Raw genomic sequence first — 13,346 nt, 5'->3', positions numbered from 1 at the left:
TCGGTTAGAAAAGTCGGGAAGCACTATTACGTCGACTATCGGGATGCGGACGGCAGACGGATTCGCAAAAGTGTCGGCAATGCGAAAGTTGTTGCCGAGCAGTTTCTCAAGAAAGTTGAGGGCGAAGTTGCGACCGGCAAACACCCTTTGGCTCCCAATCAGATCCTTATAGCGGAATTCTTCACCAAGTACCTGCAACACATCCGCACGACAAAATCGCCGAGCACTTGGAAGCGTTATCGCGCGGTGGTTGACCACTTTCAAAGATATCTAACATCGCTTCCGGCGCGCAGAAAAATCTCGGATATCAAGGTTCGAGACATCGATGACTTCAAAGCATGGCGAAAGCAGCAATCAGTGAATCGAAACGGACAGCCGGTTGTTCCGGGTTCAGAAAGCGATGCCAACACGAAGACAGGCGCTGATCCGGTTACAATCAACTTTGAGATCAATACTCTTCGGACGATCTTCAATGTAGCCATCAAATGGGGATACTTGCTCACGAACCCGACACGCGAAGTTGAACGCCTTAAGGTCAAGAAATCGCAGGTTCCTAATTGTCTGTCACAGGAAGATTGCCATAAGCTATTAGAAGCATCGCCTCAACCGTTTAGGGACATGTTTACCATCTATCTTTGTACCGGTATGCGTCTTGCTGAACTAACCAATCTCGAGTGGTCGGATGTCGACTTCGCCAACAACATCATTCATATACGTCATAAGCCCGATTGGAATCCCAAGTCCGGTGAGCGCACGATTCCGATGAACTCCCAGGCGAGAGCTATCCTTAAGTCAAGATTGCCGAAGTCCTTGAACAAACAGCGACGGACATTGGTATTTGCCGGCAACAACGGAATGCCCATGACCAAGAGCGTACGACCGGCATTGTTGAAAGCCGCGAAAGAAGCGGGACTTCCCTACCTCACAAGAGTGCACACGCTGCGACATACGTGTGCAAGTCTCTTGCTGATGCATGGCAAGACCGTCTTCGAAGTCAAAGAATTGCTAGGGCACTCCGATGTTACAACTACCATGATCTATGCCCACCTATTCCCGAGCAAACTGGCCAGCGCCGTCGAAGTGCTGGACTTCTCGGAGCAAAAGAAAAGCGAGCACAAGTGACTTTGTGCTCGCTTGACGTCCGTAACTATGGCCTACTTACGGACACGCCGCGCACGGCGCCGGCCCACCTGCCCATATCTAATTCACAAGATACACTGCCTCAGTTATGTCCACTCACCCATTGCGGTCAGGGCCTCCTATCTGCTGTGGCGACGGCGCCGGTCACCGGGGGGAAGGCAGGCTGGCCCCCCTTCCCAAATCTTCTACCCAAACCACATCTTCGCTCGAGTCCCTTCCGTGTCCAAATGTAGCTGACGGCAAACTGCCCACGCCTGTTGATTCCCATGGCTGGACCCAGCGTAACGCTTCAGGTCGCGTATTCAGGCGGAAACTAAGGGAATTCCTTAGCTCCCGCTGCGCATTTCCGCACGCGCCCTCATTCATTGGCGGATTCTGTTTGGGCCAGCGGCTGAATCGCAATTCTCCATAAGCTACCGCGTCTTTCCTGACTAGCATCCTCGATTATCCGGCTGCGCCCGATAGCGGCAATTTTTCAGATGACGTTACTTCCCGTTGGATGAAACAAACGAGTCAAGACTCCCTTCGCCGCGGCAAGCAGCGCTCCCATCGGGCCGTCCACATTCAGGCCTACATTCGATGGGCGCCAGCCGCGACGCGGAGACTTCGGTGTCTTCACTCTCAACCCAATGGAGGTTACGCACAATGAAGAGTAAGCGTGTCGAAGCCATGGTCCTTGAGCGGCGCGATAATTCCACGAGCCTGCTGATTAGGGCCAGTGACGCGGTGGTGCAGGCGACCTACTCCGAACTAGCTCCTTGTCAATTTCCGGTTTGGACGGGCACGCCGGTTCAGGTCGAGTTGCCTTTCGGCGGCGTCAAACGGCATGTCGCCGGGCTGACTTCTGAGGACTCTCCTCGCAAGAATGCCGATGGTGGATTGCCAGACATCATCAGGTTCCCTGTCTATTCCAGTCAGATTGCCGCCACACCTGAGGCGTTTGAAAACCTTCCCCGCTCAGCACGCAGCCGAGGCAATACCGCTGACGTTATCTCGCGGGAGCCATTGGTGGCGATCGGCATTTCCGCTTCTGGTCAGACGGCTGACGGTTCCCATGTGGAAACTCACGGTGTGCTGCCCATCTGGCTTGATGACACCGCTGTTCTGGTGACGCTCAACTGGTACGAAGGCGAACCTAACGAGGGGACCCCCAATTCGGAGTGGTATCTGCGCGGCACCGAGGGCATGCCGCTGGAGGAAGGGATCCGGACGATTCGAAGCTTCGCGCTCTGGTCCTCCCAACTCTCGGATAAGCGCTACGCTCTCACGATGTCGCCCTGGAAGCTCGGGGAAGCTCTCCTGGGCAACCCCGGCCATGAGATCAAGCACAAGATCTGGCAGCGAGAGTGGAGCTTCGCGAGTTTCGACGATTTTAGAGTTGCTCTCGGCCGCTTTTGTGACGGGTTGCTCGGACTGACAACGACCGAACACCAATCGCTCGCCGGGCAGCGCGCTTGACAAACCACCATTCAGTATTGAGGAGATTGACATGCGTATAGTGATTCCCAAAGAGATTCTGCATGCGGAAAAACGCGTCGCAGCAATTCCGGAAACAGTTGAGAAACTCCGCAAGATAGGCTTCGATGTCGCCGTCCAGGCAGGCGCTGGAGAAGGCATTTTCGTTTCCGACGAAGCCTATGAAAAGGCCGGCGCTAAAATCGTCGCCAACGTGGAAGAACTGTTTGCGATGGCTGACGTGATCCTGAAGGTCAAGCAGCCAATCTTCAACGAGACTGTCGGCAAGCACGAAGTTGACATGATGCCTCAGTCGGCGACGTTGGTGACATTCCTACACCCGGCATCGCCGGACAGCCACGAGATGGTGCATAAACTCGCCAGTCGCGGCATCCTCGCATTCACTATGGACGGCATTCCCCGAATCTCTCGTGCTCAGCGGATGGATGCTCTGACTTCGATGAGCACGGTGGCCGGCTATCGCGCGGTGCTCGATGCCGCGGAATACCTGCCGCGATTCTTGCCGATGGTGGGAACTGCGATCGGCGCAATCAAGCCCGCGACGGTTCTCGTGATCGGTGCCGGCGTGGCCGGATTGCAGTCAATTGCTACCGCGAAGCGCCTCGGCGCCGTGGTCAAGGCGTGGGACATCCGCGAATCTGCTCGACAGGAAGCCGCCAGCTTAAACGCCAAAGTCGAAGGCTTCGATGTTCCAAGCGATCTGGCTATTGCCGAGGGCGGCTACGCCAAGCAGCTCCCCGACTCCTGGCTGAAGAAGGAGCAGAAAGCCGTCTGTGATATCGCCCACCAGATCGACATCATGATTCTGTCGGCTCTGGTTCCGGGTTCGCTGGCCCCGGTTATTGTGACCGAGGAGGCGGTGGCAAGCATGAAGCCAGGCTCCGTTATCATCGACATTGCCATTGACCAGGGCGGTAACTGCGCACTCTCCAAGCCCGGCCAGGATGTGGTGAAACACAATGTTCGTATCTGCGGCGTGCAAAACCTTCCCGGACGCATGCCCATGCAGTCGTCGTGGCTCTATGCGAACAACATGTACTACTACATCGAAAACTTATTCAAGAACGGCTCTGTGACGCCAGATTTCTCCGATCAAATCGCTCAATCCTCCCTGGTCACCAGGGGTGGGAAGATTGTTTACGGGCCGGCGCTTGAAGCCATGCGTGAAAGCGTGGCGGCGGTATGAACAATCCCATGGAGGAATACAATGTCTGACCTGATTCTGATGTTGTCCGTATTTGCCGTGGCATTTGGAGTGGGCTATCTGCTCATTTCGCGGGTCCCCCCGCTCTTGCACACCCCGCTGATGTCGATGACAAATGCGGTCTCGGCCGTGACCATCCTGGGAGCGATCCTGCTGTTTACGATCCCCTCCGGTGCCGGTTACAAAATTGTTGGCATGCTGGCTCTAATGACAGCAGCCTTCAACCTGATCGGAGGTTTCGTGATCACTGACCGGATGACGCGGTTGTTCAAGACACAACAGGACTCGCATCTGAAGTCCGAGGACCGTGGCATGTAATATTGTGGTCGTCGCCGCGTTCAGGCCCCCTTCCGTGTGCTAACGGCAATGTCTGGCACGACGGCTGACTCGGTTCGGCCGCCAAAGGAGACTCAACGAGCACCGACCTGAACGCGGCGCGACGGTGAAACGAAGGAGCACAACAACCTATTACCTGCTCTGACCGGACAGCCGCGTTGATCGCGCCGGTACCTTGACGGGAGCAACCGTGCAACGGTCCTGAGGCAGCTTGATTGAGGAAAAACACATGGACAATACAATGACTCTGATTCTGGAGCTTGCGATCATCGCTTTGCTGATCGTCGGCATCACCCTGTTTCGTACTCCGAGAGGCGCTCGCTGGGGCAACCTGACAGCGGCTGCCGCATTGCTTGCAGCCATCGTCTTGGTCGCCTCAACCCACCGAATCGTCGACGTTTCGTGGTTGGTCGCGGCCCTTCTCATTGGCGGTGCCGTGGGCATCGTCGTTGCAGTCCGGGTCACGATGATTCAGATACCGGCGATGGTGGCTTTCCAGCACGGCGCCGGCGGCGTGGCTGCCTGCACCGTCGCGCTGGTCGAGTTGACGCGTTCCGGCGCCGAACTGACGCCGCTCGGTGAAGTATCGGGATATCTCGGTCTGGTGATCGGCGCCGCTACGTTTAGCGGCAGTATGCTGGCGAGTGCCAAACTTGCGGCAAAGATCAAACAAACGCCTACGATCCTGCCCAAACACAACTTCGCACTGCTGATCCTGCTCGCGGCAATCGCGGGACTCTGCCTGACGGCCTCTGCATCGACAGGCTCGGGGCCGATCGCCTTGCTCATCGTCGCGCTGGCGGCATCGGTCCTCCTTGGCTGGTTATTCGCCATTCGCATTGGTGGCGCCGACATGCCGGTGCTGATCTCATTTCTCAACGCCACCGCTGGACTCGCTGCGGCATTTTGCGGTATCGTGATCAAAAACCAGCTGCTCATTGCCTGCGGTGCGACGGTAGCTGCCTCAGGCTCGATTCTGACCGCGGTGATGTGCAAGGCCATGAACCGCAGCTTTGTCAAAGTGCTGTCGGGCAACAAGTCCGTGCCGACTTCAGTAACGCGGCCGGCGGCACCGGAGCGACCCGCGGTCCCACGGGTAGTCCGGACCTTCGCGGAATCGATGACTGAGGCCAAGAGACTGCTCCACGAGGCTGGAAGCGTTATTATTGTCCCGGGTTACGGCATGGCGCTGGCCAAAGCGCAATTCAAAGTCGCAGACCTGTCGCAACGGCTCATGCAAATGGGAAAGAAGGTCAGCTTCGCGATCCATCCCGTCGCCGGCCGCATGCCCGGCCATATGAATGTTCTCCTGGCGGAAGCCGATGTCGACTACGAGTTACTGCGCGAAATGGATGACGTAAATGGCGAATTCGCCGCAACCGACGTTGTGCTGGTCATCGGGGCGTGCGATGTCGTCAATCCCGCTGCTATCATGAAAGCCGACACACCGATTTCCGGCATGCCGATCCTTAACGCGCATGAAGCAAAGCACGTGCTGGTCTTCAACCTCGACGAACGGCCGGGATACTCCGGTGTGCCCAACTCGCTCTACGACGAACCGTCGACAATCCTGCTGTTTGGTGACGCTGGAAAGACTATCGGCGAAGTTCTCGCAAGTCTGGAGCCTACTCCGCGCCTGGAAGGAGTCAACGTATGACCCTTGCGCTGAAACAGATCAATGGGAGGCTACTCCAAGCTCAGTACGCCGTCCGCGGACCGATCGTCCAGCGCGCGCAGGAGCTGGAGGCGGCCGGGCACAAGATCATCTACTGCAATATCGGCAATCCGCAGGCGCTCAAGCAAAAACCGCTTACCTACTTGCGCCAGATCCTCTGTCTGATCGAATATCCCGATTTGCTGGAGAATGCCGATGTCACGCGGCACTTCCCGCGCGATATTGTCGACCGGGCGAAATCTATCCTCGCCCGGCATCCGCATGGCACCGGGGCGTACAGCCAGAGCGCCGGCATCCCTTTTGTCCGAAAGGCAGTCGCCGACTTCATTGCCAAGCGCGACGGCATTGCCGCCGATCCGGACCGTGTGATCCTGACTGATGGCGCCAGCAAGGGCGCACAGGCAGTCCTGACTGCGCTTCTAAGAACAAAGAATGATGGTTTCATGATTCCCATTCCGCAGTACCCGCTGTACAGCGCCAGCCTTGAACTGTATGGCGGTCAGAAGATTGGCTACATGCTCGACGACGACGACCATTGGCAGCTCAATGAAGCGGCTCTGGAGTGCAGCCTGGAGTCGGCCAAGAAGCGCGGAGTCAATCCGGTTGGGATCGTCGTGATCAATCCCGGCAACCCGACTGGCGCGGTATTAACAGCGGAGAATATCCAGATGGTCGTCGCCTTCGCGCGACGCCACCGCCTGGCGATCATTGCGGACGAAGTGTATCAAGAGAATATCTATGGGACAGGAATGAGGTTCTATTCCTTTGCCCGGATTATGAATCATCTCGGCGTGATCGATGTACCGCTCTTCAGCCTGCACTCGGTCTCTAAGGGATTCCTGGGAGAATGCGGTCACCGCGGGGGCTATCTCGAAGTGCGCAACGTTTCGGACGACGTTTTCGCCGAGTTCATTAAACTCCAGTCCATCGGTCTGTGCGCCAACGTGCCGGGGCAGATCGCTACCTATCTCATGGTATCGCCACCTCAGCCTGGCGAGCGGAGCTACCAGGCTTATATATCGGAACGCGATGCGATTCTGGTCGACCTGGGAGCCAAGGCTCGAATTCTCGGTGAAGGGATCAACAGCATTCCGGGAATGTCGGTTGACATTCCCCAGGGAGCAATGTACGCCTTCGTGCGCTTTGAACTTCCCTCCGAACGCGGGGTCGATCTCGGGCAGTTGACGCCGGAACAACTGGCAGCCTACGTGTCGAAGCGAGAAAGCGAATACTGCCTCGCGTTGCTTGAAAAAACGGGAATCTGCGTAGTTCCCGGCTCCGGTTTCGGACAGAAGCCCGGCACTTTTCACTTTCGCATGACATTTCTGCCGCCGCTCGAGGAGATCCAACTACTCGTGCAGAAGTTGGATGATTTTCACAGTTCCTACGTCGCCCCTCGGAACGATCACTCGGGCGTCGCGACGATGTCACGCTGTTAGCAACTGGTTTGCAGCAGCCGAAAGGCTGCCGCAACCGGTCAGATGCCGCCGGAGTCCATCAAGCCGGCTCGTCGTCGGGTAAGTCGAGCGAGATCAACCCTTCGCGGATTGCAAACTTGGTCAGCCCGGCGACATTTTTGATCTCAAGCTTGAGCATCAGGTTCTTGCGGTGAGTCTCAACCGTCTTCTTACTCACGTGAAGCTTCGCAGCAATATCGGCGGTGGCATGACCTTCGGCGATCATCTGCAAAACCTCGCGCTCGCGCGCGGACAGCTTCTGCAGGGCCGAACCGAGCGCCGGTGACAAGCGTTGCGCGTAGTCCTCGACGACGATGTCGACAATGCTGGGGCTCAAATACCGACCGCCCCGCGTCACAATCCTGATTGCTTCGCTCAGTTCGGTAAAAGCGCTGTCCTTCAGCACGTACCCGGATGCGCCGGCGGAAAGCATGCCGGCAACATACTGTCGATCAGCATGCATTGACACGGCCAGAACTCTGATGCCGGGCATTTCAGCACGGATCTGGCGAGTGGCTTCGATCCCGTTCAACTCCGGCATGCCCACATCAATCACCACCAGATCGGGGGACAGCTCCCGACAAAGGCGAACCGCCATGCGACCGTTGTTGGCTTCACCGACGATCTCCATATGCGGCTGTTTTTCCAGCAGTACCCGGAGGCCCTCGCAGAACAGTCTGTGGTTATCCGCTAAGAGTATCTTCATGTTCTCCCGCTCCTTGCCTTCAGTCTCTGTCCCACTCCCCGACCGGCACCCACAAGTGGACCCGCGCGCCTTTGCCGGGGCTGGAGTCGATGACTAACCGTCCGCCTAAATACGCCAGCCGTTCCCGGATACTGAAGATCCCAAACCCGCCGCTAGCCGAGGGATACTGCTGTTGCAGCTCCGACCCAAAACCCACACCGTTGTCGGCTATACAGACATGGACGGCACTCTCCTCGTGCTGGAGGTAGACACGCACCTCGGTTGCTTTGGCATGTTTCAAGGTATTGGTAAGAAGCTCTTGTATCGAACGAAAGAGCATCACGCGCACTCCTTCTCCGAGAGGGATGTTCTGGTCAGTACCGACAACTTCGACCGCCAGCGCGTGCTGCTTCTTGAAGTGATCGCACAGCCATACGATCGCCTGGTAGAAACTCAGCTCGTACAGGATGGGCGGGCTGATCTTGGCAGTGATCGAACGGGTTTCGACGATGATCTGTTGAAGAAGCACCAGGATGTCTTCGACTCGTTCCTTGTGTGTCTCGGGAAGCACGTGCCGCAGCGTCTCCAACTTGAGCTTAGTCAACGCCAGACTTTGACCGATACTGTCGTGTAGATGTAGCGCCAATTGCCGGCGCTCGCGTTCCTCCGCCAGAGTCAATTCGGAGGCCAATGAGCGCAAGTGCTGCTGGTACGTTGACAGCTGGAGTTGCGATTCCTTCAGCGAGTACGCTTCAGATAGGCGGTGCGCCACTGTGATCAGGAGGTCTTTTTCCTCAACAAGAAACTCGGGCTCGGTGCCGTCAGGCAACGGTTCAAGATATCCCACTTCCAGCGTGCCGATTTGCTCGTCGTTGACAACTATCGGTTGCTGAATCCGCCAGCGCGGCTCGCGGAAGCTGGGGTTCTGGTAGGTACGGTTTTTCAGACTGATACGGGAGCAGGCAAATTCGGGGTACTGCCAGGCGGCCGGTAGAATATTCACGATCTTCTGGAAGATCTCACTCAATTCCAGATTCTTGGCCTCAAACAGGTCCGATACCGTGTGAATCGCCTCGAGTTCCTTCACTCGCTCAGCCAGAGCGTGTGACTGCGCGTGCAGACTCTGCTCCAACAATCGCTTGCCCTTGCTGTCCTTCGCCACCACGGCCTCGGCACAAATGCTTGTTATCGGCTGGTGAACTGTTGTTCAGTGCACCTGTATCATCAAATCAAATACACTACTACTTCGGTACATTGTCAACTGTTTTCGTCGGACACGTGAAGTCGACCCGCATTCGGTACCTCCCCGCTGGGCAATCCAAGGCGGCAACTGCATTTCTTTCAGCTCTGCATTGCGTTGCGCTTGTCGCAACGCAATGCAATCAACCTGACCAGTCGACGCAGCTCTGATTCTTCACCGCCTCCTAAGGGAAAACCGTAGTCGTTTCAGGAAATGGAGCACTTGTCCTACGTCCCAAAACTAGCTCCTCAAACGAAATTCAACGTGGCCTGGGCTATCCGTACGGCAGTGTCGGTTTCCGGAACTGGAGGGTCGACAATCCGTCCATGCCCGATAGCGACAATATCCATGCTGCCGTTACTTGATGCAGGAAATGAGTGAGCAAGAGTCCGACTCGAAGCGGTTGCGGCGCGACCTGCAGGAACTGAAAACGGGATACCCGTTAACCGGGCTTTCGGTCGAACACTCTGGGGGCAATCAAATGCTCGGAGGATTTACGTATGACCGCCATCAGCTACAACGCGTTTGTGCACGCCCAAGCGCAAGTCGATCGGATTGCCGCGCTGCTTGGAATTGACGATCCGGTTCGTCAGTTGATTCGACGCCCCCTGCGCGAGTATTCCTTCTCCATTCCGGTCCGCATCGACAACGGCGAGAGCATGGTGTTTCAGGGTTTCCGAATCCAGCATAACGACGCCCTTGGTCCCTGCAAAGGCGGAATTCGCTTCCATCCGCAGGAGACACTGGATGGTATCAGGGCTCTGGCGATGTGGAATACCTGGAAATCGGCGATCGTGAATGTTCCTCTCGGCGGTTCAATGGGTGGGGTCGTCTGTGATCCCCGGTTTCTCAGCGCCAATGTCCAGGAGAAGATCTGTCGCGGATGGATCCGGCAGATGTCGCGGTCGGCCGGTCCACATCTCGATATCCCCGAACCCGATGTCATGACCAATGCCCAACATATGCTGTGGATGCTCGACGAATTTGAGTCGGTTCACTATGGCCGATTTCCCGGTTCCGTCACAGGCAAACCGGTTACTTTCGGAGGTTCATGCGGGGCTCGCGAGGCTACGGGATTCGGCATGATCTTCATGTTGCGCGAGGCACTCAAGGAACTGGATCTAAAGTTTTCTGATACAACGGCGGCCGTACAGGGATTCGGCAACGTCGCGCGCCACGCTGTGAATCAGTACGCAAAGTGCGGGGGCACAGTTCTGGCGATCGCGTGTCTGGACCAACAGGAGAAACAGCCCCACACATTCAGAAAAAGGGACGGCATCAAATATGAAGAACTCGCTCTTCTATCCGATCAGTTTGGCAATATCGATAAAAGTCGCGCAGCGGCCCTCGGTTATGAAGTACTCCCCGGCAATGCCTGGTTACGGGAATCGGTAGATATTCTGTTGCCCGCCGCCTTCGAGTATCAGATAACAGCGGCCAATGTCACAGATATCGGCGACCGGGTTCGAGTCATCATTGAAGGCGCCAATGGTCCCGTAGCACCGGATGCCGACCAGATTCTGGCCGACCGCGGCTTGTTGGTGATTCCGGACACTGTGGCCAATTCTGGAGGAGTCATTTCCAGCTACTTCGAGCAGGTCCAGAGTAACGCCAACCACTACTGGACTGAGGATGAAGTCTTCGGCAAGCTGGACTTCAAGATGACTGGAGTCTTTCACGAAGTCTATGAAACGAGTGTGCGCCGGCGCTTGAGTATGCGCGATGCGGCTCTCTGCATCGGCATCGGTCGCGTAGCCGATGCCTGCCGCGAGCGCGGCTGGGTATGACGTTGAGCCGAAGCCTAACGTATCGGACTTGCGACATTCGTATGCGTCGGCGCGGGGAGACAGGAAGCGCAGGTCACGGAGTTATCCTTTATCGTTAGAGCGAACCGGTAGACAATTCTGTCCCTGTCGATCTGAATCAAGGCTGCTCCTCCGGCGCTCATTCGGTGCTGGACTAGCCCCTACCTCTGCCCCATGCAACCGGCGAACGCCGGTGGCGTATGATTCATCTCGTGCGGAGTCAACAGAACATTTGCGATCGCTGACTGCATAAGCCGGAGGATCACTGCCAGAGTTAGGTAACTGGCAGTTTCTTAGACATGCCTCCTCTATGATGTTGGTGAAGCCCAAACCAAGACCGGTCAAATACTTCGCTATGTCGCATTGGATCGCGTCCGTCACCATTGAGCCTTCAACGACTTCTCAAACTTAGACCCTCATTTCCCAACATCGCCAGCTGCCCGCCCTTCAGTCCTGAGCCTCTCCGAAGCTCAGCTATCTTTTACTTGATCAAGATGAAGAACCGGAAGCGCCTCCCGAAATTGCCGATCCCAGCAAGCTCGCTTACAGATCAGACTCCAGCGGACAAACCTAACACGGCTCCGGTCCACCGGCAAAAATGTAATTGATTAAGTAGACCGCGTCCGAAATCGTCACTAAGCCATTGCAGTCAGCGTCACCGGCAAGCAGCGGATTCGGTGCCGGGCCGCCGGCAAAGATGTAGTTGATCAGGTAGACCGCGTCGGAGATCGAGATGGCACCAGAGCCGTCAGCATCGCCGCAAACGTAGGCTGGCGGCAGTGGCGGCGGTATGAAGCGCCCACTGTGACGCAGGTCGTGACGAAACATCGCCCAGCCGGCCCCGCCGCCGTCTCCCACGGATAGCGCATAGGCACGTCCGTGATTCTGACTGGGACTCGATGACGTGCCGTAGCCGCCGACAACAAAAAGGTCCAGCCTGCCGTCACCGTTAAAATCCGCGAGTACCGGTGCGTGGTCAATTTCGAATGTCCGCCCATAGTGCGCCTTAAGGTCCTGCGAGTAGATTACCTGTCCGGTCGATCCGCTTAGCACCCGAACAATCCCGTCATCGGCGCCGAAACACACGTCGAGGGTGTCGTCACCATCCATGTCGGCAATGGCAGCGCCGCGGAATGCGTTGCCCCCTGCTACGTAGTTCCACAGGCGACTCCCTTGATGCGAAAGCACAATCAAATCGTTGTAGGAGACTATAGCTACTTCAAGATTGCCGTCGTTATTCAGATCCGCCAATGAGGTTGGCGCACCGACGTAATAGGGTGCCGGGTATTGCCACGCGAGTGAGCCATTCTCACCATTCAAGCAATAAACATTGTTGTCGTAACAACCGATCACCAACTCCGGCCTGCCGTCACCATCCAAGTCGGCGAATGACGCGCCGTGGTACATGTAGTCGTTCGGCAGATCCGAATGCCACAACTCCGATCCGTCGCTCCCTTTCAGAGCATACACGCGGTTGTCCCCCGCCCACTGCGCGACAACGACGTCAAGCAGGCTGTCACCGTCGAGATCAAGAATCGCCGGCTCCGATTGAATGTAACTGTTCGTGCCCAAGTTCTTTAGCCAACGCTGGCCGCCATCCTCACCATTGAGGCAGTAGACATTTCCATAGAAAGTCCCGAAGATGACTTCGGGGCGTCCGTCATTGTCGACATCAGCCACCGCCGGTGGCGAATCAATCGAACTGCTCCCGGTCGGAAATGACCACTTCACGCTCCCCGTTGCGCCATCGAAACAGTAGATTCGACAGGGAGATGAAGCCGGTACAATGACGTCAAGCAGACCATCCTCGTCGACATCGGCAATAGCTGGCGAGGCGTCGTTGCAGCCTCCGGTGTCGTAAAACCAGTGGGAGCTGCCGTCTTCGGCGTTGAGCGCGTGGATTCGTTCGTCGTTGAAATAGGTGCCGAAGACAATTTCGAGCAGACTGTCGGAGTCAATATCTCCGACCGCAGCCGATCCAAACGACGGCGCCGACAGATCGCGGAACCAGAGAATACCGGCGATCGCATTGCTGCAGAATGCTGCTAGCCACAAGAGGATGGCGAGCCAAGCAAGACGTCTCATCGCGGATTCCTTTCGATTGGAGAACGTACTCAATGTTCGATAACACGGTAATTCACAGGTGTCAAGCACCCAAGGTCTCCCATATGCCTACGTAGCTCATGAACATGCTTCACACGGTGCCGGGCCACCGGCAAAGATGTAGTTGATCAGGTACACGGCATCGGAAATGGAGACGGCACCGGTGCAGTCGGCGTCACCGGCAAGCAGCGGATTCGGTGCCGGGCCGCCAGCAAAGATGTAGTT

Annotated in this window: 11 protein-coding genes; 7 read left to right on the top strand and 4 right to left on the bottom strand. The window is 56.6% G+C overall.

Annotation, left to right across the window (positions count from 1 at the left end):
• From IT585_06725 to IT585_06700, 6 genes are all read left to right on the top strand, one after another.
• The coding region (locus tag IT585_06725; protein MCC6962928.1) for a tyrosine-type recombinase/integrase at positions 1-1,122 on the top strand (1,122 nt) is incomplete at its 5' end.
• Positions 1,123-1,785: 663 nt separating this feature from the next.
• The gene (locus tag IT585_06720) at positions 1,786-2,598 is read left to right on the top strand and encodes a hypothetical protein (GenBank protein ID MCC6962927.1); all 813 of its coding nucleotides are present in this window, start codon (positions 1,786-1,788) and stop codon (positions 2,596-2,598) included.
• Between the two features lie 31 nt (positions 2,599-2,629).
• On the top strand, positions 2,630-3,802 hold the full coding sequence (locus tag IT585_06715) for an NAD(P) transhydrogenase subunit alpha (GenBank protein ID MCC6962926.1): 1,173 nt from the start codon (positions 2,630-2,632) through the stop codon (positions 3,800-3,802).
• 21 nt (positions 3,803-3,823) lie between these two features.
• On the top strand, positions 3,824-4,138 hold the full coding sequence (locus IT585_06710) for an NAD(P) transhydrogenase subunit alpha (protein MCC6962925.1): 315 nt from the start codon (positions 3,824-3,826) through the stop codon (positions 4,136-4,138).
• A gap of 247 nt (positions 4,139-4,385) precedes the next feature.
• The gene (locus tag IT585_06705) at positions 4,386-5,813 is read left to right on the top strand and encodes an NAD(P)(+) transhydrogenase (Re/Si-specific) subunit beta (GenBank protein ID MCC6962924.1); all 1,428 of its coding nucleotides are present in this window, start codon (positions 4,386-4,388) and stop codon (positions 5,811-5,813) included.
• Positions 5,810-7,270, top strand: a complete 1,461-nt coding sequence (locus tag IT585_06700) for an aminotransferase class I/II-fold pyridoxal phosphate-dependent enzyme (protein MCC6962923.1) — start codon at positions 5,810-5,812, stop codon at positions 7,268-7,270. The genes IT585_06705 and IT585_06700 overlap by 4 nt, the downstream gene beginning before the upstream one ends.
• A gap of 58 nt (positions 7,271-7,328) precedes the next feature.
• Here the strand turns inward: IT585_06700 and IT585_06695 are convergent, their stop codons facing one another.
• Together IT585_06695 and IT585_06690 are read right to left on the bottom strand one after the other, a co-directional pair.
• Entirely contained in the window at positions 7,329-7,994 is a 666-nt protein-coding gene (locus IT585_06695) for a response regulator transcription factor (GenBank protein ID MCC6962922.1), read from the bottom strand.
• A 19-nt stretch (positions 7,995-8,013) separates the two neighbouring features.
• Positions 8,014-9,135, bottom strand: a complete 1,122-nt coding sequence (locus tag IT585_06690; protein MCC6962921.1) for a sensor histidine kinase — start codon at positions 9,133-9,135, stop codon at positions 8,014-8,016.
• A 578-nt stretch (positions 9,136-9,713) separates the two neighbouring features.
• Here IT585_06690 and IT585_06685 point away from each other — a divergent pair.
• Entirely contained in the window at positions 9,714-11,000 is a 1,287-nt protein-coding gene (locus tag IT585_06685) for a Glu/Leu/Phe/Val dehydrogenase (protein ID MCC6962920.1), read from the top strand.
• Between the two features lie 588 nt (positions 11,001-11,588).
• Here IT585_06685 and IT585_06680 read toward each other — a convergent pair.
• Both IT585_06680 and IT585_06675 read right to left on the bottom strand, forming a co-directional pair.
• Positions 11,589-13,103, bottom strand: coding sequence for a VCBS repeat-containing protein (locus IT585_06680; protein ID MCC6962919.1), 1,515 nt, complete (start codon positions 13,101-13,103; stop codon positions 11,589-11,591).
• Between the two features lie 96 nt (positions 13,104-13,199).
• Positions 13,200-13,346: hypothetical protein (locus IT585_06675; protein ID MCC6962918.1), on the bottom strand; the 147-nt coding region annotated here is incomplete at its 5' end.

This window comes from Candidatus Zixiibacteriota bacterium (genome assembly GCA_020853795.1).
GTDB lineage: Bacteria > Zixibacteria > MSB-5A5 > CAIYYT01 > CAIYYT01 > JADJGC01.
The sequence above is the reverse complement of the archived record's forward strand: the minus strand, read 5'-3'. Positions and strand labels throughout refer to the sequence as shown.